This window comes from Streptomyces sp. NPDC046203, assembly GCF_040646255.1.
Lineage (GTDB): Bacteria > Actinomycetota > Actinomycetes > Streptomycetales > Streptomycetaceae > Streptomyces.
The window spans coordinates 47530-70114 of sequence record NZ_JBEYZX010000029.1; the positions used below are offsets into that span (position 1 = coordinate 47530).

The 22585-nt window shown below is 72.0% G+C and carries 18 protein-coding genes; 14 read left to right on the forward strand and 4 right to left on the reverse strand.

Translation table 11 applies throughout. The features are described 5' to 3' along the window. The first annotated feature begins 250 nt into the window (after positions 1-250). A complete protein-coding gene (locus ABZ990_RS20750) occupies positions 251-910 on the forward strand; it encodes a helix-turn-helix domain-containing protein (protein ID WP_361233344.1) in 660 nt (219 codons plus the stop codon). 36 nt (positions 911-946) lie between these two features. Here ABZ990_RS20750 and ABZ990_RS20755 read toward each other — a convergent pair whose 3' ends face one another. Continuing rightward, entirely contained in the window at positions 947-1792 is an 846-nt protein-coding gene (locus ABZ990_RS20755) for an arginase family protein (protein WP_361233435.1), read from the reverse strand. A 370-nt stretch (positions 1793-2162) separates the two neighbouring features. On the opposite strand from ABZ990_RS20755, the gene ABZ990_RS20760 reads away from it, so the two are divergent. From ABZ990_RS20760 to ABZ990_RS20790, 7 genes are all read left to right on the forward strand, one after another. Further along, a complete protein-coding gene (locus ABZ990_RS20760; protein ID WP_361233347.1) occupies positions 2163-3170 on the forward strand; it encodes an MBL fold metallo-hydrolase in 1008 nt (335 codons plus the stop codon). 276 nt (positions 3171-3446) lie between these two features. Continuing rightward, positions 3447-4904, forward strand: coding sequence for an APC family permease (locus ABZ990_RS20765; protein WP_361233350.1), 1458 nt, complete (start codon positions 3447-3449; stop codon positions 4902-4904). 272 nt (positions 4905-5176) lie between these two features. Next, positions 5177-6811 (forward strand): ABC transporter substrate-binding protein, encoded by a 1635-nt coding sequence (locus ABZ990_RS20770; protein WP_361233353.1) that lies wholly within the window; start codon positions 5177-5179, stop codon positions 6809-6811. Positions 6812-6880: 69 nt separating this feature from the next. Then, complete coding sequence (locus ABZ990_RS20775) at positions 6881-7804, forward strand: ABC transporter permease (protein ID WP_361233355.1); 924 nt, start codon at positions 6881-6883, stop codon at positions 7802-7804. Beyond that, positions 7797-8780 carry an ABC transporter permease gene (locus tag ABZ990_RS20780; RefSeq protein ID WP_361233358.1) on the forward strand — a complete coding sequence of 328 codons (984 nt, stop codon included), beginning with the start codon at positions 7797-7799 and terminating at the stop codon, positions 8778-8780. The genes ABZ990_RS20775 and ABZ990_RS20780 overlap by 8 nt, the downstream gene beginning before the upstream one ends. An 8-nt stretch (positions 8781-8788) precedes the next feature. Continuing rightward, the gene (locus ABZ990_RS20785) at positions 8789-9784 is read left to right on the forward strand and encodes an ABC transporter ATP-binding protein (RefSeq protein ID WP_361233361.1); all 996 of its coding nucleotides are present in this window, start codon (positions 8789-8791) and stop codon (positions 9782-9784) included. Next, positions 9765-10892 carry a dipeptide ABC transporter ATP-binding protein gene (locus tag ABZ990_RS20790; protein WP_361233364.1) on the forward strand — a complete coding sequence of 376 codons (1128 nt, stop codon included), beginning with the start codon at positions 9765-9767 and terminating at the stop codon, positions 10890-10892. The genes ABZ990_RS20785 and ABZ990_RS20790 overlap by 20 nt, the downstream gene beginning before the upstream one ends. Before the next feature lie 195 nt (positions 10893-11087). Here the strand turns inward: ABZ990_RS20790 and ABZ990_RS20795 are convergent, their stop codons facing one another. Beyond that, a complete protein-coding gene (locus ABZ990_RS20795; RefSeq protein WP_361233367.1) occupies positions 11088-12260 on the reverse strand; it encodes a P1 family peptidase in 1173 nt (390 codons plus the stop codon). Positions 12261-12494: 234 nt separating this feature from the next. Between ABZ990_RS20795 and ABZ990_RS20800 the strand changes: the two genes are divergently transcribed. Next, positions 12495-13214 (forward strand): CoA pyrophosphatase, encoded by a 720-nt coding sequence (locus ABZ990_RS20800; RefSeq protein WP_361233370.1) that lies wholly within the window; start codon positions 12495-12497, stop codon positions 13212-13214. A 179-nt stretch (positions 13215-13393) separates the two neighbouring features. Here the strand turns inward: ABZ990_RS20800 and ABZ990_RS20805 are convergent, their stop codons facing one another. Then, positions 13394-14299, reverse strand: coding sequence for an enoyl-CoA hydratase/isomerase family protein (locus tag ABZ990_RS20805; protein ID WP_361233373.1), 906 nt, complete (start codon positions 14297-14299; stop codon positions 13394-13396). Between the two features lie 23 nt (positions 14300-14322). Then, positions 14323-15102 (reverse strand): phytanoyl-CoA dioxygenase family protein, encoded by a 780-nt coding sequence (locus ABZ990_RS20810; protein ID WP_361233376.1) that lies wholly within the window; start codon positions 15100-15102, stop codon positions 14323-14325. 529 nt (positions 15103-15631) lie between these two features. Here ABZ990_RS20810 and ABZ990_RS20815 point away from each other — a divergent pair. From ABZ990_RS20815 to ABZ990_RS20835, 5 genes are read left to right on the forward strand one after another with little or no spacing between them, the layout of a single operon-like run. Further along, entirely contained in the window at positions 15632-17065 is a 1434-nt protein-coding gene (locus tag ABZ990_RS20815; protein ID WP_361233379.1) for a radical SAM protein, read from the forward strand. Beyond that, complete coding sequence (locus tag ABZ990_RS20820) at positions 17062-18480, forward strand: oxidoreductase (RefSeq protein WP_361233382.1); 1419 nt, start codon at positions 17062-17064, stop codon at positions 18478-18480. Before ABZ990_RS20815 ends, ABZ990_RS20820 begins: the two co-directional genes overlap by 4 nt. A gap of 35 nt (positions 18481-18515) precedes the next feature. Continuing rightward, positions 18516-19625 carry an AMP-binding protein gene (locus ABZ990_RS20825; protein WP_361233384.1) on the forward strand — a complete coding sequence of 370 codons (1110 nt, stop codon included), beginning with the start codon at positions 18516-18518 and terminating at the stop codon, positions 19623-19625. Position 19626: 1 nt separating this feature from the next. Then, positions 19627-21033 carry an asparagine synthase C-terminal domain-containing protein gene (locus ABZ990_RS20830; protein ID WP_361233387.1) on the forward strand — a complete coding sequence of 469 codons (1407 nt, stop codon included), beginning with the start codon at positions 19627-19629 and terminating at the stop codon, positions 21031-21033. Beyond that, the gene (locus tag ABZ990_RS20835) at positions 21030-22433 is read left to right on the forward strand and encodes a radical SAM protein (protein ID WP_361233390.1); all 1404 of its coding nucleotides are present in this window, start codon (positions 21030-21032) and stop codon (positions 22431-22433) included. The genes ABZ990_RS20830 and ABZ990_RS20835 overlap by 4 nt, the downstream gene beginning before the upstream one ends. Positions 22434-22585 lie beyond the last annotated feature (152 nt).

Sequence of the window (22585 nt, forward strand, 5' to 3'; positions counted from 1 at the left end):
GTACATTAAGCGTCGCCTCTTCACGACTCGTCAAGGGCTCGCGGACGCGGACTTTCCGTATCCACAGGGCTGTTGGCGTGTACGAGTCACGCTGCGGGGCCCCCGGAGCGGCCTGTTCCGGTGCCACCGGGGCACCTCGAAGAGCCCCGGCGGCGAACCGGGACCGAGGGCCGTACGCCGCCCCGAAGTGCCCCGGCGGCGGACCGGAGCCGGGGACTCGGCCCCGTCGCGCAGGCCCTAAAATCGGACGGTGGATACGATCGAGTCGCCCGCGCAGGAGACACGCACCAACCGACGCGGCCGCCGGTCCCGGCAGGACATCCTGGACGCGGCCGCCCGCGTGATGTCCGTACGCGGATACGCGGGGACGTCGATGTCGGCCCTCGCCAAGGAGACCGGCCTGCCGAAGAGCGCCTTCTACCATCACTTCGAGTCCAAGGCGGGACTGCTTTCGGCCGTCATGGAACAGGGCGCGCAGGCCTTCTTCGAGGCCATGCGCGAAGCCCACCGGAACCCGCCGCAAGGGGGCACCCCGCACGAGCGGCTCCGCTGGTACCTGCGCCGGACCGGTGACGTCATGGAGAACGGGGAGGAGTTCCTGCGTCTGCTGCTCGTCCTGGTGATGAGCCGTGAGGCGGCGGAGGCCCCCGAGGCCCTCGACACCGTGACCACCGTCCGCGACAAGGGGCGCGCCTACATGGCGCACATGATCCGCTCGTCCTTCGCCGACACGGCCGGACCGGAGACCGCCGACCGGATCGCGACGGTCCTGGCCCCCTTCGGGATGGCCGGCTACGACGGCGCGTTCGTCGCGCTGCAGTCCGACGGCGACAGGCCCGTCTCGGACTGGATGGACCAACTCGCCGACTCTCTCGTGGCGCTGGGCGAGACGATCGCCGCCGCCCGCTGACGAGGGCGGCCCGCGCCGGGGCCTACGCGGCGGTGGTCACATCGGGATGCGCTGGGCCCTGGCGTACTGGTGGATCAGTTCGCCGCCGATCTCCGCGGCCAGTCCGGCGGTGATGCCGGACCGGTCGTGGGGCGGGGACACACCCGTCACCTCGAAGCCGACCGGGCTCAAGTCCCCGACGCAGCGGAGCAGTCCGAGGATTTCCCGCGAGGTGAGCCCGCCCGGGACCCGGGTGCCGACCCCCGGGGCGAAGGCGGGGTCGGCGACGTCGACGCAGACGGAGACGTAGACCGGCCGGCGGCCGATCCGCTGCCGGACGACCCCCGAGGCACCCCGGACGCCCAGCCGGCCGAACCCGCCGGCGTCCAGCATCACCCCTCCCTGGGGACGGCCTCGGACACCGGGCCCCCGCAGTCCGATCCGGACCACCGCCGACGGGTCGACGAGCCGCTCCTCGACCGCCTGGCCCACGATGTCGCCCCGGGGGTCCGAGCCCAACGGGTCGGCGGCCAGGCGGAGAAGGGCGACCGGGCCGTGCCGCTCGGCCACCGCGCGCAGCGCCGCCACGGTCAGCGGGCGGCCACCGCCGAGCAGCAGTACGGCGGCGTTGCCGGCGAGCAGCCGGGCCAGCCGCTCACGCAGCAGCCCGGGCGCCGCGTCGCGCTCCCCCGGCGGCAGCTCGACGTCCCCGCCGTCGACACAGTCGACCAGGTCGAAGGTGCCCGGGCCGCGATCCGCGCCGGGCGCGCACGCGAGCACGGAGACGTCCCGAACAGCCCCTGGGCCCAGGCGTGTTCCGGGACTTCGCACCGATTCCTCGTAGGGCACGCCGAGCACCACGAGGTCCCGGGCGGCCGGTTCCCGGTCGAGCGGCAGCCGCATGAAGGTGGGGGGCCGCGCGGGGGAGCGCGCGGGCAGGGCGATGCGCTCCACGACGGGACGTCTCCTCCAGGCTTCGGCACGTCGTCGGCGGGCGGGCCGCCTCCCGGCGGCCGGGCGGTTTCCGGGCACTGTTCCCGCGGCGGCTCTTCCCCCACTCTTCCCGGCATATCGGCAACTCGGCTGTGGCCGAAGGCAGTTCGGCAGCGCGCGCTCCGCCTTCCGCGCCTTTCGGACCCCTTCGTCCCCTTCGCTCCCGCCCAGCCCTCACAGCCTGCGACGGATATGCCCGGGGCAAGCACGAATCGACCCCGCGCCGTCGCGGACGGTAACGTTCCCACGACTCCTGGTGTACGACATTTCTGGGGAGAAGATGACGGAACGGCGTACGGCCCTCAAGGACCCACGAGTGGCGGCGCGGGCCGCCGCCACCGGAGCGGGCACAGTCGCGTTCGCACCGGCGGGCCGACGGCGAGGCCCCTTCTCCGTCGACGTGCGGCTGCGCTGGCTCGGCGTCAGCGGGTGGGAGATCGCGTTCGGCCGGGGGCACCGCAGGCGGAGCATCCTGTTCGACCCCTATCTGAGCCGGATGCCCTTCACGAACGCCGAGGGCGTCACGGAGCCCGGCATCCCGCTGCGTCTCGATCACGAGGCCGTCGAGACGGTCGCGGCACGGCATCTGATCGGCGCTCCCGAGCTGATCCTGGTGAGCCATGGGCACTTCGACCACATGGCGGACGTCCCGCAGCTCCTCGCGCGGCCTGCCTGGCGGCGGTCGCGGATCAAAGTGCTCTGCCACGAGACGGTGTCCCATCTGCTCGCGGCCATGGGCACCCCGGATCGGCGGCTCGCGGACGCCGTCCTGGTCAAGGGTGGGGAGTACCTCCAGTTCGACGGGTACACGATCGAGGTCTTCCGCAGCCTGCACAGCAGGCGCCCCGACCACGGCTACTTCGCCCCCGGCCACCGGCTGGCCCCGCCACCCCGGCCCTCGACCCTCGGCGACTTCGTCGAAGGGGACACCCTCGCCTACCAAGTGTCCGTGGAGGGGGGGCCGTCGGTCCTGCTCATGGGGGCGAGCGATGTCGCCGAGCGGGCGATGACCGGGATCCGCCCGGACGTGGCCGCCGTGCCGATGACCACGACCTCGGCGGTCCACCGCTACCCCGAACGACTCCTCGACATCACGGGACATCCGCCGTTGCTGATTCCCTGTCACCATGACGACATGGTCACGCCGTTGACCGCGTCGCCGGGTCTTCTGGCCGCCTCCAGCGCCGACTCGGCCGTACGGGAACTGACGGCGGCGGCCGGGCCCGGCTCGCGCGTGGTGGCGCCCCGCCATCTGGGCGCCATGGACCTGGCCGCCGCGCTCGCCTAGGTTCTGTCCGGCGGGTCCCGGCGGGGGCGGGGACACGCGGTGCGCGGCGCACCCGGCCGCACCGTCGCGCGTACCCGAAAGGGCCCCGCCGGAACGGCACTTCGCGTACTGCCGCCCCCTGCCCCGCACTCCGCAGGGGGCTCCGCACCTCCCGCACCATCGCCCCCGGCCAACGCCCACGCCCTGCCCACGCCCTGCCCCTGCCCCATCACAAGGATTCGCGCCTCTCACCGCCCAAGGACACGCACGCACTTCATCACCCCAGGAGAAGACAGCATGCCCACGGACATCCAACGGCCGAGCTCCTCCGTCGCCACGGCGGCACCGTTAGGCAACGGCACGGGCCCCGCACCGGGAGAGCGGCTGCGCGGCGACCTCGGCGTCGCGAGCATCGTCTTCATGGTCACCGCCGCCGCCTCCCCGCTCGGTGTCATCGGCGGCCCCGTCCCGCTGGGCATCGCCGACGGCAACGGGACGGGCTTCCCGGCGACCTACGTCGTCGCCGGCGTCGTCCTGCTGCTCTTCGCCATCGGATTCCTCGCCATGACGCCCCATGTGCGGACCACCGGGACCTTCGCCTCCTATGTCGAGCGAGGTCTCGGGCGCGGCACCGGACTCGGCACGGGCTTCGCGGCACTGCTCGCGTACCTCACCCTGGAAGCCGGCATCTACGGACTGATCGGGCCGGGCATCGGCGCCCTGCTGCCCGGCCCGTACCTGCCCGGCGCGCCCTGGTGGGTGTACGCCGCCGCGACGTTCGCTCTGGTGACCTTCCTCGGCTACCGCCAGGTCGACCTGTCCGGCAAAGTGCTCGCCGTCGGGCTGCTCTCCGAGGTGCTCGTCGTCGTCGCGTTCGACGCCGTCGTCACCTTCAAGGGCGGCGACAGTGGTCTGTCCTCCGGCATCGTCAGCCCCCGGCACATCGTGTCCGGCGCGCCCGGGATCGGCATCCTCTTCGCCATCCTCAGCTTCATCGGGTTCGAGGCGGCGGCCGTCTTCCGCGACGAGGCACGCGACCCCGAGCGCACCGTCCGCCGGGCGACCTATCTGTCACTGGCTCTGGTCTGCGTCTTCTACGCCGTCTCCAGCTGGGCGCTGATCACCGCCGTCGGCGACGCGCACGCGGTCGGGACCGCCACCGGCCACAGCGGCACGATGCTCGCCGACGCCACCCGCCGCTACCTCGGCGCGGTCGGCGGGCACCTCGTCGAAGTCCTCTTCGTGACCAGCCTGTTCGCCGCCATCCTGTCGTTCCACAACATCGTCGCCCGGTACGTCTTCGCGCTGGCGGGCCAGGGCGCCCTGCCCGCATGGCTCGGTGTCGCGCACCCGCGCTTCCGTTCCCCGCACCGCGCCTCGATCGCCACCGCCGCCGTCGTCGCGGCCCTGCTGACGCTCTCGGTGGTCATCGGCCTCGACCCGATCACCCAGGTCTACGCCTGGCTGACGAGCTTCGCCTCGGTCGGCGTGGTGCTGCTGTACGCGATCACCAGCACGGCGGTGGTGGTCTTCTTCGCCCGGCACCCCGAACACCGCACGGCCGTCTGGCCGAACACCGTCGCACCGGCGCTGGGACTGGCCGGACTGGCGGCCTTCTTCGTGCTCATCCTGGAGAACCTCACGACACTCGTCGGCGGCAGCACCGCCCTGGTGATCGGCGTCCCGGCCCTGCTTGCGGTGACCCTCCTCCTGGGCCCGGTCGTGGCACGGCGGGGGTCCCGAACCGAGCTCTGACAAGAAGCGGCGCCGCTTCTCGTCCATCGGCTCGGAAAGTGTCGTGGCGACCTTGGTCATCGCTTCGGCGTGCGCGGTCTTGCGCTCGCAGTCCCGTGCCGACCGTCTGCACCGGTTCCCCTGGGGAGGGCCGGGCTCCGTTCATCAGGACGTCACGGAAGCACACTCAATCTGATAACGGGTGATATTGCGGCCTGGTCGTCCTGTACGGGAGTTCGTACATTCGATTCATTCGGTTCATTCGGAGGATTCGTGATGAACGGAGGCACTCCATGCGCGGAACCATGCATGTCCGGTGGGCCGCTCTGGCCACCGTCGTCGCCCTCGCCGCGACCGCCTGCGGTGGCGGCGGCGGCGGAAGCAGTGACGGCAACGGAGCGAACGGCATCGTCTCCTCCTCCTGGGGGGATCCGCAGAACCCGCTGGAGCCCGGGAACACCAACGAGGTCCAGGGCGGCAAGGTCCTCGACATGATCTTCCGGGGTCTGAAGCGGTACGACCCGAAGACCGGCGAGGCCAAGAACATGCTCGCCGAGAAGATCGAGACGACGGACTCGCAGAACTTCACCATCACCGTCAAGGCCGGCTGGACCTTCTCCAACGGCGAGAAGATCACCGCCAAGTCCTTCGTCGACGCCTGGAACTACGGCGCCGACCTCAAGAACAACCAGAAGAACGCCTACTTCTTCGGCTACATCGACGGCTACGACAAGGTGCACCCGGACACCGGCCAACCGACCGCCACCACCCTGTCCGGCCTCAAGGTCGTCAATGACCGGACCTTCACCGTCAAGCTGTCGCAGAAGTTCTCCACCTTCCCCGACACTCTCGGCTACGTGGCCTTCGTCCCGCTGCCCCGCGCCTTCTACGACAGCCACGCGGCCTGGCTCTCCAAGCCCGTCGGCAACGGTCCGTACACCGTGGACTCGTACACCAAGGGCTCGCAGATGGCCCTCAAGAGGTGGGACGCCTACCCCGGGCCGGACAAGGCGCAGAACGGCGGCATCACGCTCAAGGTCTACACCGACAACAACACCGCCTACACCGACCTGACCGCGGGCAACCTCGACCTCGTCGACGACATCCCCGCCGCCCAGCTCAAGAACGTCTCGTCCGACCTCTCCGGCCGCTACATCAACACCCCGGCCGGCATCCTCCAGACCCTCTCCTTCCCCTTCTACGACCCCGCCTGGCGCAAGCCCGGTCAGGAGAAGCTGCGCACCGGCCTGTCCATGGCCATCGACCGCAAGCAGATCACCGAGACGATCTTCCAGAACACCCGGACGCCCGCCCAGGACTGGACCTCGCCGGTGCTCGGCGCGCAGGGCGGCTTCCGCGGCGATCTGTGCGGCGCCGCCTGTACGTACAACCCCACCGAGGCCAAGAAGCTGGTCGCCGAGGCGGGCGGCATCCCCGGCGGCACCATGAAGATCACGTACAACGCCGACACCGGCTCCCACAAGGTCTGGGTGGACGCCGTCTGCAACTCCATCAACCGCGCGCTGGGCAACAACCGGGCCTGTGTCGGCAACCCGGTCGGCACCTTCGCCGACTTCCGCAACCAGGTCACCCAGCACAAGCTCAGCGGCCCCTTCCGGGCGGGCTGGCAGATGGACTACCCGCTCATCCAGAACTTCCTCCAGCCGCTGTACTACACCAACGCCTCCTCCAACGACGGCACTTACTCGAACCCGAAGTTCGACAAGCTCGTCGACGAGGCCAACGCGCAGACCGACCGGACCAAGGCCGTCGACACCTTCATCGAGGCCGAGAAGGTGCTCCGGGATGACATGGGCGCGATCCCGCTCTGGTACCAGAACGGCAGCGCCGGCTACTCGGACCGGATCGGGAACGTCTCCCTGAACCCTTTCAGCGTCCCGGTCTACGACCAGATCAAGGTCAAGTGACGCATCGGGGCGCCCGAGCAGGGCGCCCCGTACGCCCGCCAACCCGGAACCAACCCTTGGAGCCTGCCCATGGGTCGTTACGTGATCCGGCGGCTGCTGCAGATGATCCCGGTCTTCTTCGGCGCCACCCTGCTGATCTTCCTGATGGTGAACGTGATGGGCGACCCGATCGCCGGACTGTGCGGCGAGCGTACCTGCGACCCGGCCACCGTCGCCCAGCTCAAGTCGGAGTTCGGCCTCGACAAGCCGGTCTGGGAGCAATACCTGACCTACATGGGCAACGTCTTCACCGGCGACTTCGGCACCGCCTTCAACGGCCAGCCCGTCACCGAGCTGATGGCCAGTGCCTTCCCGGTCACCATCCGGCTCACCGTCGTCGCGATCGTCTTCGAGATCGTCATCGGCATCACCCTCGGCGTGATCACCGGCCTGCGCCGCGGCCGGCCCGTCGACACCGCCGTCCTGCTCCTCACCCTCGTCGTGCTCTCCGTCCCCACCTTCGTCACCGGCCTGCTGCTCCAGCTGCTGCTCGGGGTGAAGTGGGGCTTGATCAAACCGGCCGTCTCACCCGAGGCGCCCGTCTACGAACTGATCGTCCCCGGCCTGGTCCTCGCCTCCGTCTCGCTCGCCTACGTCACCCGGCTCACCCGTACCTCCATCGCCGAGAACAAACGCGCCGACTACGTCCGTACCGCCACCGCCAAGGGTCTGCCGCGCCACCGGGTCGTCACCCGCCACCTGCTGCGCAACAGCCTCATCCCGGTGGTCACCCACATCGGCTCCGACATCGGCGCCCTCATGGGCGGCGCCATCGTCACCGAACGGATCTTCAACATCCACGGCGTCGGCTACCAGCTCTACCAGGGCATCGTCCGTCAGAACACCCAGACCGTCGTCGGCTTCGTCACCGTGCTCGTGCTGGTCTTCCTGGTGGCCAATCTGGTGGTCGACCTCCTCTACGCCGTCCTTGACCCGAGGATCCGCTATGCCTGAGCTGGAACCGTTCGAGGAAGGCCGGTCCATCGCCGCCACCGGCACCGGCGGCGCGGCCGACCTGGCGATGGCCGAGGCCGAGCCCGTGGAGGGCGCCCCGGGCGGCCCGGGCGGCACCGGCGCCGACAAGAAGCCCCGTTCCCTGTGGTCGGACGCCTGGCACGACCTGATCCGCAACCCGGTCTTCATCGTCTCCGGCCTGGTCATCGTCTTTCTGATCGCCATCTCCCTGTGGCCCTCGCTCATCGCCTCCGGCGACCCGCTGAGCTGCGACCTCGCCAAGGCACAGCAGAGCTCCCAGCCCGGCCACCCCTTCGGCTTCGACGGCCAGGGCTGCGACGTCTACACGCGGACGGTCTACGGCGCCCGCACCTCCGTCACCGTCGGCGTCCTCGCCACCCTCGGCGTCGCGCTCCTCGGCAGCGTCCTCGGCGGTCTCGCCGGCTTCTTCGGCGGCACCTGGGACGGACTGCTGTCCCGGATCACCGACGTCTTCTTCGCCATCCCCGTCGTTCTCGGCGGCCTGGTGCTGCTGTCCGTCGTCACCGGCGACACCGTCTGGCCGGTGATCGGCTTCATGGTGCTGCTCGGCTGGCCGCAGATCTCCCGGATCGCCCGCAGTTCCGTCATCACCGCCAAACAGAACGACTACGTCCAGGCCGCCCGCTCGCTGGGCGCCTCCAACTCCCGCATACTGCTGCGCCACATCGCGCCCAACGCCGTCGCCCCCGTGATCGTCGTCGCCACCATCGCGCTCGGCACCTACATCGCCCTGGAAGCCACCCTGTCGTTTCTCGGTGTCGGTCTGAAGCCGCCCACCGTCTCCTGGGGCATCGACATCTCCTCGGCCTCCGCCTACATCCGCAACGCCCCGCACATGATGCTCTGGCCGGCCGGCGCGCTCGCCGTCACGGTGCTCGCCTTCATCATGCTCGGCGACGCCGTGCGCGACGCCCTCGACCCCAAGCTGAGGTGAGGCACGCCATGCTGCTCGAAGTACGCGACCTGCACGTGGAGTTCCACACCCGCGACGGGGTGGCCAAGGCCGTCAACGGCGTGAACTACTCGGTCGACGCGGGCGAGACCCTCGCCGTGCTCGGCGAGTCCGGCTCCGGAAAGTCCGTGACCGCCCAGGCGATCATGGGCATCCTCGACATGCCGCCCGGCCGCATCACCGGCGGCGAGATCCGCTTCCAGGGCCAGGACCTGCTGAAACTGAAGGAGGACGAACGGCGCAAGATCCGCGGCGCGAAGATGGCCATGATCTTCCAGGACGCCCTGTCCTCCCTGAATCCGGTGCTCACCGTCGGCGAACAGCTCGGCGAGATGTTCCGCGTCCACCGCGGACTGTCCCGAAAAGACGCCCGCGCCAAGGCCGTCGAGCTGATGGACCGGGTCCGCATCCCGGCCGCCAAGGAGCGCGTCGGCCAGTACCCGCACCAGTTCTCCGGCGGGATGCGCCAGCGCATCATGATCGCCATGGCGCTGGCCCTGGAGCCCGACCTGATCATCGCCGACGAGCCCACCACCGCCCTCGACGTCACCGTCCAGGCCCAGATCATGAACCTGCTCGCGGAGCTCCAGCGCGAATACAACATGGGCCTCATCCTCATCACCCACGACCTCGGGGTCGTCGCCGACGTCGCCGACAAGATCGCGGTGATGTACGCGGGCCGGATCGTCGAACAGGCGCCGGTGCACGAGCTGTACAAGCGTCCGGCCCACCCGTACACCCGGGGTCTGCTCGACTCGATCCCGCGCCTCGACCAGAAGGGCCAGGAGCTCTACGCCATCAAGGGCCTGCCACCCAACCTGCTCCACATCCCGCCCGGCTGCGCCTTCAACCCGCGCTGCCCGCTCGCCCAGGACGTGTGCCGGACCGACGAACCGCCGCTCCACCCCGTCACCGAATCGCCCGTGCCGCGCGCCAGCGCCTGCCACTTCTGGAAGGAGTGCCTCCATGGCCGAGGCCAGCGCTGAGCCCCCGCCGCGTCACCCCGCTCCCCGGGTGCCCCTCGCCCAGGAACCCCTTCAGGAGCCCCTTCTCCAGGTGCGCGGCCTCGTCAAGCACTACCCGCTGACCCGGGGCATCCTCATCAAGAAGCAGATCGGCGCCGTCCGCGCGGTCGACGGCGTCGACTTCGACCTCGCCGCCGGTGAGACCCTCGGCATCGTCGGCGAGTCCGGCTGCGGCAAGTCGACCGTCGCGAAGATGCTCGTCAACCTGGAACGCCCGACCGCCGGCTCCATCACCTACAAGGGCGACGACATCACCCGCCTCTCGCCGCGCGCCCTGAAGGCCGTACGCCGCAACATCCAGATGGTCTTCCAGGACCCGTACACCTCCCTCAACCCGCGCATGACGGTCGGCGACATCATCGGCGAACCCTTCGACATCCACCCCGAAGTCGCCCCCAAGGCATCCCGGCGCCGCAAAGTACAGGACCTCCTCGACGTCGTCGGCCTCAACCCCGAGTACATCAACCGCTACCCGCACCAATTCTCCGGCGGCCAGCGCCAGCGCATCGGCATCGCCCGCGGCCTCGCGCTCAACCCGGAGATCATCATCTGCGACGAACCCGTCTCGGCCCTCGATGTCTCCGTCCAGGCGCAGGTGGTGAACCTGCTCGAACGGCTCCAGGCCGAGTTCGGCCTGTCGTACGTCTTCATCGCCCATGACCTGTCGATCGTCCGGCACATCTCGGACCGGGTCGGCGTCATGTACCTGGGCAAGATCGTGGAGACCGGATCCGACGCCGAGATCTACGACCACCCGACGCACCCCTACACCCAGGCGCTGCTCTCCGCCGTGCCCGTCCCCGACCCGGCGGCCCGCGAACACCGCGAACGCGTCATCCTGGCCGGCGACGTCCCCTCCCCCGCCAACATCCCCTCCGGCTGCCGCTTCCGCACCCGCTGCTGGAAGGCCCGCGAACGCTGCGCCCTCGAAGTCCCGCTGCTCGCCGTCCCGGAGGAGTTCCGGCACACCGACAGCCCGGCACGGCACGACTCGGCCTGCCACTTCGCGGAGGAGAAGCGGGTGGTGCCCCCGAAACCCGGTAAGGGAATTGCCCCGGGCGTCCGTTGACCGAGAATATCGGCGCCGTGGCTGTGACACGTACGGCACGTCTCACCGGCGCCGGCCTCTGCGCCACGCTCGTGTTCCTCGTCGTCGTCTGGCTGCTGCGGGACCTCGCCGTCCTCGGCCCCACGAGACCGAAGCAGCCCGCCGCCTCGCCGACGACCTCAAGAACGAGCGATCACCCGATGACCCGACACTTTCTCAGCCGGGCTGGTCCGCCGGTGTGCCGTACAGGTCCAGGTAGGACGGGAAGAGGCCGCCGGGGGTGTCGGCGGTACGGGCGGCCAGCGCCGCGTGGACCACGGCCCGGGTGAGCACGTCGGCGCCCGCGGCGAGGATCTCGTTGACCGCCGCCATCTCCGTGTGGACCTGCCAGCCGGTGGGGTCCGCCGGGCCGTTGCCGCCGTCGTCCACCAGGGGCCGCCGGCCGGTCGACAGCGCGAACACCGTGTCGCCGTCGGTCAGGAGATGGATGGGCCGGACCCCGCGGGCCAGGCCGTCGTGCGCGGTGCCCGCGAGTTTCTGGGCCTGCGCGCGGGTGAGGGTGGCGTCGGTCGCCACGACGGCGAGCGTCGTGTTCAGCTGCCGTACCTCCTCGGACTGCCGCCGCCGGGTCTCCTCGCGCGCAGCGGCCAGGCGTTCCTCTGCCCTGGCGTGAACCGCCGGGTCGGGGAGCGGATGGCGCAGCCCCTGGGCCCGGAACTCGCCGTCCACCTCCGTCCACGCCCCGTACAGCGCGCCGGTGTCCGGGTCCAGGAGCGAGCCGGAGGCATTGACCGCGGCCAGGGCCGCGACCGTCGCCCCCGAGGGCAGGACGATGCTCGCCGTGCCGATGCCGCCCTTCATCCCGCCGGCCACCGCGCCCGTACCCGCGCCCACGCAGCCCTGGGGGACGGCCGCGCCCACGGCGGTACGGGCCGCCTCCTCGACGGCCTCCCGTCCCAGCGCCGCTCCCGGCCGGGCCGACCAGCGGCCGCCGCGCCCCAGGTCGAACAGGGCGGCGGCGGGCACCACCGGCACCACCTGGGTCGGCCCCGCGCCCACCCGGAAGCCGCGTCCCCGCTCCTCCAGCCAGGCCATCGTGCCGGCCGCCGCTTCGAGGCCGAAGGCGCTGCCGCCCGCGAGTACGACGGCGTCGATCCGCGGCACGAGATTGCGCGGGTCGAGGGCGTCGGTCTCCCGGGTACCCGGCCCGCCACCCCGTACGTCGACCGCCGCGACCATCCCGTCCTCCGGGCCGAGGACCACGGTGACACCGGTCAGCCGGCCGTCGCCGGTGCGTGTGGCGTGCCCGACCCGGACACCGGCCACGTCGGTCAGCGCGTTGCGCGGTCCGGTGCGCGGTGCCGGCCCGGGGTTCCGCATCCCACTCATCCCTTGTCCTCGGCTCTCTCGCTCGTCTCGCCTGTCCTGCCCATCCGACTTGCCCGGCCCCATCTGGGCCGGCCGTCCGGCCCGGCCCGCCGGTGCCGGTCCGCGCCGCCGCCGTCGAGCCGCCGTGCCCTCCGCCGCCCGGTGCCGTGATCCGTACGATCCTGCCAACCCGGCGGCCAGGGAGGCCGGTTCCCGCATCCCCGCCCGGCGCGGCGGTCCCTACGCTTGTCGTCCATGGCCGACGACCAGACGGACACCTCCGGTGCCGCCCTCCCTCCCTGGCTGGCCGGCCTCGGCCGGACGGCGTCCGCGTCCACGTCCACGTCCGCGTCCGCCCCCGCAGATCTTCCCCCGGAACTGTCGCGGTACGCGGGGCCGACGCCCGCGAACGCCCGGGGTTCCGCCGTCCTGATGCTCTTCGGCACCGGCGGCGCGGGGCCGGACCTGCTTCTGCTGCGGCGTTCCGGGGCACTGCGGGACCATCCCGGCCAGGTGTGCTTCCCCGGAGGTTCGACCGTCCCCGAGGACGGCGGTCCCGTGCGCACCGCGCTGCGCGAGACGTACGAGGAGACCGGCCTCGACACCTCGGCGGTCCGGATCGCCGGGGTGCTGCCGCCGCTGTACCTCGCCCACAGCGGTTTCTCCGTCGTTCCCGTGCTCGGCTGGTGGGGCGCGGGCGGCCGGATCGCCGGGGACGGGGAGGAGATCGTGTCCGTCCACCGGGTGCCGCTCGCGGAGCTCGCCGATCCCGGGGCTCGGCTGCTCATCCGGCTGCCCGACGGCCCGCTGGCCCCCGGATTCCGGTCCGGAGGCCTGTTCGTGTGGGGGTTCACCGGCGCCCTCGTCGCCTGGGTGCTGCGGCTCGGCGGCTGGGAACGTCCCTGGGACACCGGCCGGATCGAGGATCTGGCCGCCGCCCGGCGCCGCTTCGCGGACGGCGGCCCGCCCCGCTGAACCGGCCCGGAAAACGGGGCGCGGCTCACCCACCGGTGCGTACGGCGGCGGGCGGCGGGCGGCGGGCGGCGGGCGGACGTACCTCTGCGCGTCGGCGAACCGGACCCGGGCGGCCGTACGACCGTGAGCCGGACCCGGCACGCCCCACCACCGCCGCCACCGGTCCCGCCGCACAGCCCCTAACGGCCCCGGCCCGCCGCCGCCCGCCGCAGTGCCCGTTCCCGCTGCCCCGCGCGGAACCCGTCGACGGGCCCCGACGACACCCGCAGCAGCGCCAGGTACTCGGCCGTCTCCACCGCGACGGCCTCCTCGACGGTCCGGCCGAGGCCGCCCATCACCGCCGCCTTCAGATGGGTGAGGCAGTCGCCCGGGATCCCGGCCAGCGTGCGGGCGAACTCGGCGGTCTCCTCACGCAGCCGGTCCCTCGGCACCGAGCGCAGCGCCAGCCCCTTCTCGACGGCCTCGGCGGCCGTCAGCCAGCGGCCCGTCATCAGCAGCTCCATCGCGGGCTGCAGACCCATCTTCCGGACGGTGCGATGGGTGGCGCCGGCGCCGGGCATGTGCCCGTACGGGGTGTGCACATCGCCGATCCTGGCCTCCTCGGCGATCAGCACGAAGTCGCAGGCCACGACCATCTCGAAGCCGCTGGCCCGCGCCTTGGCCCCCACCATGGCGATCGTCGGCACCGGCATGCGTTCGAGGGCGAAGACGACCCGGTTCAGGCGTTCCAGGTAGGCGGCGAACTGGCCGGAGTCGGCCTCGTCGCCGTCCAGGACCTCGGTGAGGAAGCCGAGGTCGCTGCCGATGCAGAAGGCCCGGTCCCCGGCGCCGGTGAGCACGAGCACCCGGCTGACGCCGTCGCCGGCCACCCGGGCGAAGGCGTCGAGGAGTTCGTGGTGCATCCGCTCGGTGGTGGCGTTGAGCTGTTCGGGCCGGTTGAGCGTGACCCAGGCGATGCCGTCGGCCCGCTCCAGCAGGATCGTCTCGTACGCGGGCGCGGTCTCCCCCTCGTACGCCGTATCCCCGGCCGAATCCCCGGCCGAGCCCTGATCCCCCGCAGGCCCTGCAGTTACAGGCTCCCCCACCTGCCCAAACTCCCCCGCCGGGGTCACCGGGCGAGGTCCGCGGCGAGCGGGAACCCGGTCATGGCCTCGCCCCTGACGGTCGCGTCCACCCGGACGAAGACCAGCGCGTAGGCGCGGCGGGGGCCGTCGGTGAGGTTCGGGCCGGAGCCGTGCAGGATGTTGGCGTGGTGGACCAGCGCGCTGCCCGCGGGCACCGGGTACGCCACGGTCTCCTGCTCGCTGTGTGCCTCGACCAGGACGGAGCCCTCCTCCGGCCGGGTGTGCGCGACCCGGCCCCAGTGGTGGCTGCCGAGGACGTACCGGACACAGCCGTTGTCCAGCGTGGCGTCGTCCAGGGCCATCCAGACGGTGACCGCCTCGGCCGGGTCCAGGTGCCAGTAGCGGTTGTCCTGGTGCAGGACGAGGCGGCTGCGGTCGCCCTTGCCGGCCGGCTTGTAGAAGGAGTGGTCGCGGAACAGCCGGACCGGTCCGCCGAGCAGACGCTCCACCCGCCGGTAGAGATCGGAACGGCGCACCTGCGCCTCGCAGGCGGGGTCGGACTGCCACAGGTTCACCTTCTGCAGCAGGGCCAGGTCCAGCGGCCGTCCCCGCCGTTCCGACAGGTCGCGGACACCCTCGGCGGGCCGGTCGCCGTCGAAGAAGGCCCGTTCCACGCTCCCTTGGAGCTCCTTGACCTGCTCGGGTGTCAGTACGTGGTCCCAGCGGACCACTCCGTCGCGCCGGAAGACCTCGGGCTCGCCGGCTGCCGGGTCCGTCGTGGTCGGCCGCTCCGCCGCTCCGGCGGGCGACTGGGATGAGGTCATGACGCTCCTCGGGAGGATCGGGAAGATCGGGAAAACAGGAAAGTTCGTGAAGTTCGGGAAGAAGAGGGAACCTGGTGTGGTCGTGGTGCCGGCGGAGAGGGAGCCGGGCCGGGCGCGGGCCCGAAGCGGGCCGCGGCAGCGGGGCCCCGCCGGACTTCGCAGCGATGCTGCCACAGGGCCGGGGCGCGGCCCATAAGCCGAGACGGCATCGGCGCGATGCGCCCGAGGCATGGCTGCGGCCGTACGTCGCCACTCATGCCGCGGACGCGGGGCCGCGACCCGCGAATGGCATTGGACGCCGCCGTGACCCGCGGTGTTCGCTGGGCGGCGGCTCGCGAGGCCCCCGGTGTCCCCGGCCCGCGCGAGCCTTTCCACCACCGCTCCCGCCTCCTCGAAGGCGGGCAGGCACGGCAGCACCATGTGCGCCGTGCCACGGAGCCGGGTGCACAGGCCGTGCGGGCAGCCCGGCCCCGGTGCCCCGGGACTGTCCCCACGCGCAGGAGGCCAGACACGCATGCAGGTTCTACTCGTGAACGCTCGCCGGTCGTCGTACTCCGGGGAGTCGATCTCCGCACCGCAACTGGGGCTGCTGTCCATGGCCGCGGTCCTGCGGGAGGGTACCTTCCACGACACCAAGGGCACCGACGTCCGCTTCATCGACGACCAACTGTTCGTTCTGGACCGCCCGTTGGCCACGCCCAACGAATTCCTGCGCGGCCACTCCCCGGACATCGTGGGCATCCAGGTCCTCACCTCCAGCCTGAAGAACGGCATCAAGCTCGGCGCCGAGACCCGTCGGCACCACCCGGGCGCGCTGGTCGTGCTCGGCGGTGTCGGCGCCACGCCGCTGGCGCGGCAGCTCGTCGAGGACGGCTCCGCCGACGTGGTGGTCAAGAGCGAGGGAGAGGTCACCTTCTCCCATCTGGTCCACGAGTTCGGCACCAACGGCCGCAAGAACTTCGGCAAGGTGCGCGGCATCGTCTTCCGTGACGAGGACGGCACCGTGGTCGAGACCCCGGCCCAGCCGCAGTTGATGCGTCTGGACAAACTCCCCAAGCCCGCCCGGGACTTGGCGGACATGCAGTTGTACAACCAGATCTCCCGGGGCCGTTCGGGCAACCTCGTCACCAGCCGCGGCTGCTCGTACGCCTGCGCCTACTGCTACTCCAAGCACCAGTGGGGAGTCGGCCAGCGCCGGCACAGCGCGGAGCGGGTGATCGAGGAGATCCGCGAACTGGTCGAGGTCCACGGCTTCGACCGGATCCGGATCGAGGACGACGACTTCGTCGAGGACGTCCCCCGCATGCAGGAACTGTGCCGGAGCATCGAGAAGTCGGGGCTGCGCGGCAAGTTCGAGTGGGAGGCCAAGGCGCGTCCGGACCTCATCGACGACGACATGGCGCGCATGCTGCGCGACTCCGGCTGCTTCCGGCTGCTCGTCGGGGTGGAGACGCTCGACTGGTCGCTGCTCAAGCGGCTCGGCCGGCCGGTCAAGGTCGACGTGACCGAGCGGGCGATCGGCTCGCTGAGCAACGCCGGGATCGGGGTGCAGGCCACCTTGATCCTCGGCATCCCCGGCGAGACCGACGAGGCGATGCGGTCGACCATCACCTGGCTGCAGGCGCGGCTCGGCGACAACCCGCACGACATCGTCTCGCCCTGCTTCTTCGTGCCCTTCCACCATGAGGTGGAGAAGGACATGGCCAAGCGGGTCGACTTCACCCTGGAGACCGACGACAGCGACTGCTTCACCGGTCACATCCCGGTGACGTCCAGCAAGGGCGCGTCCATCGACGAACTGTGGAAGCTGTACGACGACATGACCCCGACCCGGCGCGAGGGCAAGTACAAGCGCATCGCGTACCTGGCCGACCTGAGCACCGTCCAGACCCGGCTCGGCCTGATGGACGGCGGCGCGGTGGAGGCCAAGGAACCGGCCGCGCTGATCCCGGAGGTCCAGTGACCGCGCCGACGGCGGCGCCCGCCGCGGACGCCCCGGACACCGGTGTCCTGGACGTCCCGGCCCAGGACGGCTCCCGGCCGGTCATGTCGCACCGCCCGGACGTCCTGCGCGACGCGGCGGGCGGGGCGGTGGCCCGGCTGGGCTCCGCCGGCCGGCTGACGCAGTTCCGGATGGCGGAGGAGGCGGGCCGGGCGGCCCGCCGGCTGCGCGGCATGGACGACGCGGCCTGGTTCGGGTTGCTGCGCCGGGCCGGGGAGCGGGTCGGCGCCCGGCTGGAGGACGGCGATTTCGACCCGTGGCTGCGGGCGCTGTCCGCGGTGAGCGGTCTGCCGCGCCGGCGGGCCGCCCGGGGGCTGCGGGCCGCCGCGCAGGATCTGGCCCGGATGGAGGAGATCCTGGCCACCCAGTCCCCCGACGGCACGGTGGCGGCCTACCGGACCGGCGGCCGTCATCTGCGGTGGAGCTGGCGTCCGGCGGGCCGGTCGGTGCTGGTGCGGCAGCCGGGCAACTTCCCGACGATCAACATCGAGTGGCTCCAGGTCCTCGCCGCGCGCCGGCCGGTGCTGCTGAGCACCGCGGCCGCCGACCCGTTTACTCCGGTGCTGCTGACCAGGGAGTTGTACGAGGCGGGGCTGCCCGAGCACGGGGTGTCCCTGGTGCACGGTGACGCGCCCGCGCTGCGCCGGCTGGCGGACCAGGTGCTGTGGCCGGGTGAGAACGTGCCGGCCGATCTGCCGCCCGGCAAGGTGAAGACGTACCACTTCGGCCGCAGCCGGGCGGTGATCGGCGACCGGCCGCCCGAGGACGCCTGGAAGCGGCTGGCCCGGGAGGCGTTCGCGGGCTGCGGCAGGCTGTGCACCAACATCAGCTCGCTGGTGGTGCTGGGGGACGCCGCCTCGGCGGCAAAGGCGCTGGCCGGGGAGTTCGCGGCCCGGCCGGTGCTGCCTTTGGACGATCCCCGGGCGGCGGTGCCGGCGTTCCCGGACCGTGCGGTGCGGGACGCGCTCGCGCTGCGGATCGAGCGGGAGATCGCGGCCGGCGCGGTGGATGTCACGGCGGACGCGACCGGGGTGCCGCTGCGGGTGGACCTCGACGGGCGGGCGTTTCTGCGGCCCACGGTGCTCCTGGTTGATCCCGGGTCGCCGCTGTTCGGCACGGAACTCCCGTTCCCCTTCACGGCGGTGGCGCATGTCCCCCGGTCGAAGGCGGTCGCCGCGTGCGCCGGTTCGCTGATCGTCTCCGTCGTCGGCGAGACCGACGGGCTGGTGGGCGCGCTCGCCGAGGAGCCGGGGGTCGACAAGGTCTTCGCCGGTGACCAGTTCGACCGCGGCTACCACCCGTGCGACCCGCACGAGGGGCATCTCGCCGACTTCCTGTTCAAGAAGAAGGCCGTACTGCCGGGCACGTCCGCGTGACCGGCCCGGGCGGCAACCGAGGAGAGGCACCCGTCATGCACAGTCCGAGCGAGTCGAGGCTCCGTCCCGTCACCGATGAGGACGTGCGCCGCCTCGTCCGCCTCCACTTCGATCCGCGGCACGGCACGCCGTACTGGCTGGAGCGTGACCGGCGGCAGGGCACCGACGCCCTGGAGAAGGTGCGCGGTCTCGCGGACGCCGCCGCCCTGATCGCGCTGCGGGACGGGCCCGACCAGATGCACTTCGAGGAGGCCGCGCGCCGGACGCCGCTCGCGAACTTCGTCCCGAGCTCGGTGCTCGCCGAGGGCGGGACGCTGTGGGCGGCGCAGACCGGCGGCACCACGGGGCCTGCCAAGCACGGCAGTTGGGGCGCCCGTTACTGGGAGGACATCCTCGCCTTCTCCGACGAGTTCCTGGATCTGCACGGGGTCCCGCGCGGGGAGAACTGGCTGTTCGTCGGGCCGATGGGCCCGCACACGACGGGCCGGCTCGTGGTCGCCTTCGCGGAGCGCCGCGGCGGGATGTGCTTCTCCATCGACCTCGACCCGAGGATCGTGAAGATCTTCGGCGAGGAAGGCATGACGGCCGCCTACGACCGCTATGTGGACCACATCTGGGACCAGATCGCGGAAGTGGCCCGGTCCCAGGACATCGGTGTCCTGTTCTGCACCTCCCGGCTGCTCGAAATGCTCCCGGAGCGGCTCGGCACCGACGCGCTGCCGGGGGTGCGGGCCATCGTGCACGCCGGCACCACCCTGGAGCCCGAGACGCACCGGCAGTTGCGCGAGGACGTCTTCCCCGGGGTCCCGGTGGTCGGCATGTACGGCACCTCGACCACCGGCATCAGCTGGCAGAAGCCCTTCGAGGCGGCGGACGAGCACCGGGTGGTGTACGTGCCGTGCCAGCCGCACATCATGCTCGACGTCGTCGACGCGCAGGGGGAGGACGTCTCCTTCGGCGAGGAGGGCCGGGTCCGGGTCTGGCGGCTGACGGACGACGCCCTGCTGCCCGGGTTCTGGGAGCGGGACCGGGCCCGGCGGGTGCGGCCGTACGGGGTGGCGGCCGACCGCTATCCGTGGCCGTGGGTGGGCGATCCGTACAGCCCCGAGTTCACCGAGGGACGACGCGTCGAGGGGGTCTACTGACATGGCCGGATTCCTGCTGTCCATACGTCCGGACGGTGCCGCCGAGGTCGAACTCCTCGGCGAGGGACTGGGGATGGACGTCCTGGTGCGGCGCGACGGCTCCGACGTCCTGGTGGTCCAGGGCGACCGGCTCACCGCGGAGGAGCCGCCGGCGCAGGCGCCGTTCGACGCGCTGACCGCCTGGGCCGAGCGGGCGCACAGCCGTTACTGCGCGGTCCTGGTGCGCGAGGGCCGGGCCACCCTGTGGAGCGATGTCGGCGCGACCAGCCCGCTGCACTGGGCGCGGTCGGCCGGGGCGCTGCTCGTCGGCACGTCGGCCGGGGCGATGCTGCCGCTGCTCGGCACCCCCGCGGTGCTGGGCGACGCCGGACAATCGCTGCTGCCCGGGGGCCGGTTCGCCGGGATCACCGCGGTTCCCGCGAACAGCGCGGTGACCGTGGTGGCCGACGCCTACGGCGACACCCCCGTGTCCGTACGCCGGCTGGCGCCGCTGCCGGACCGCCCGTCGGCGACCGACCCGGACCAGGCGGTGCGGACCGTCCGCAGGGTGCTCGGCGAGGCCGTCGTACGGCTCGCGGCGGACGCGGACGAGATCGGGGTCTCGCTCAGCGGCGGCGTGGACTCCTCCACGGTCACGGCGCTCGCGGTACGGGAGTTGGGCGCGCCGGCGGTGCGCACGTACACCGTGGGCACGCCCTTCGGCGACGAGTTCGAGCAGGCGGCGTGGCTGGCGACCCGGCTGGGCACCAAGCACGAGGAGATCCTCTTCGGCCCCGAGCAGCTCGCCGCGATGCTGCCCGGGATGATCCGCGCGCTGGAGACCTGGGATGTGCTCACCCTCCAGATCGCCGCGCCCGCCTGCTTCCTGCAGGACCACATCGCGACCGGCGACCGCCGGGTGCTGCTGTCCGGGTACGGGGCGGACCTGCTGTTCGCGGGGCTCGGCGGCACCGGCGGCGAGCGGGCCGTCGAGGCGGCCGTCGTCGCGCAGACCTTCGCGACCGCGCGCAGCAACGAGTTCCATCCCGCGTTCGCCGACGCCCGGCACGCCGCCGTGCGCCACCCGTACTGGACCCGGGAGGTGATGACCGCGGCGCTGGACATCCGCGGCCGGCTCAAGGTCCACGAGGGTACGGCGAAGTGGGTGCTGCGCAGCGCCGCCGCCGACGTCCTGCCGGCGGAGGTGGCCTGGCGGCCCAAGCGCGGCATCCACGAGGGCACCGCGATGAGCCGGATGTTCGCCGCCGCCCTGGGCAGCGACGAACCCGCCGTCCAGGCCCGGATGTTGCGGGACATGGCCACGGAGATCTTCCGGGACGGCGGGAGCGGGGCCGTCCCGGGCGACGGGGTGTCCGCCGCCGGAGCCGACGACACGATGCGGGACCGACGTCAGGGAGGCACACGATGAGGGTTCTGCTGGTGTGGCCCCGCAATGAACGGGCCCTGCTCAGTGACCGGTTGAGCTGCTGCGAGCCGCTGCCGCTCGAATATCTCGGCGGCGCGCTGCGCGGCCACCACGATGTGACGATCCACGATCTGCGGCTCGACTCCTCGCTCGCCGAGTACGCCGAGACGCACGAGCCGCCGGACCTGGTGGGCGTGGCCATTCCGTACACCACCAGCGCCCGGGTGTCCCGCGAGGCGAGCCGGGAGGCCCGCCGGCTGTGGCCCGGCGTGCCGATCGTGCTCGGCGGGCACCACCCCTCGGTCTCCGCCGAATGGCTCGAAGGGTTCGAGGCCGACTGGGTGGTGGCGGGCGAGGGCGGCGGGCCGCTGAGCCGGCTGGCCGCCGACCTGGAGGCGGGCCGCACCCCGCGGACGGGGCAGGGACTCGCGCCGTACGAGGCCCGCACCGGTCTGGAGCGCGCCGGCAAGCCCAAGCCCGCGGCGCTCAACGACCTTCCGATGCCGGACCGTTCGCTGCTCTCCCACCACCGGCAGGACTACTTCCACTCGATCTACCGGCCGGTGTCCCTGATCCGCTTCACCGCGGGCTGTCCGTACACCTGTCACTTCTGTTCGCTGTGGCGGATGACGGACCGGCGCTACCTGGTCAAGGAGATCGACCGGGTCCTCGCCGAGATCGCCGACATCGAGGGCGACAACCTGTACGTGGTGGACGACGAGGCGTTCATCCAGCCCGCGCGGATGCTCGAACTCGCCGACGCCATCGACAAGGCGGGCTTCCGCAAGCGGTTCCACATGTACGTGCGCACCGACACCGCGCTGCGCCGGCCCGATGTGATCGCCCGCTGGGCGGAGATCGGTCTCGACTCGGTCCTGGTCGGCGCCGAGTCGATGACCGACGACGAGCTGTCCGGCTACCGCAAGGGCACCGACGCCGAACAGACCCGGCGGGCCCTGGACCTCTTCCACACCAACCAGGTGAAGGTGCGGGCCAACTTCATCGTCCAGCCCAACTGGGTCGGCGAGGACTTCGCCCGGCTCGGGCGGACCATCGAGGAACTCCAGGTGGACATGCCGAGCTTCTCGGTGCTGACCCCGCTGCCCGGCACGGATCTGTACGACGAGAGCCGGGACCGGCTCGTCAGCGACGACCCGGAACTCTTCGACTGCTACCACTCGCTGTTCCCGACGAAGCTGCCGCTGGAGGACTTCTACCACCGGCTCGCCGATCTGCTGGCGGGCGCGAGTGCCCGCCCCGCCCCGGGCGTCGCCACCGGTGAGGACCCGTCCGTCTTCTACTACTCCGACAACAGCGCCTTCGACGAGATGCTCGACGGCATCCGCCGGTCCGGCCGGCCCGCCGCGACCCGGGCGCCGGAGCGGGTCCCGAGCACCGGATGACCGGGCGCCGGACGCCCCGGACGACCGGGACACCCCGGACGGCGGGGAGTCCGACGCCTGTCCTACCCCGGACGGACGGCGCGCCCCGGACGACCGGGTGCCCGCCGCCCCGCACGCCCCGGACGGCGGGGAGTCCGGCGCCGCCCGCGCCT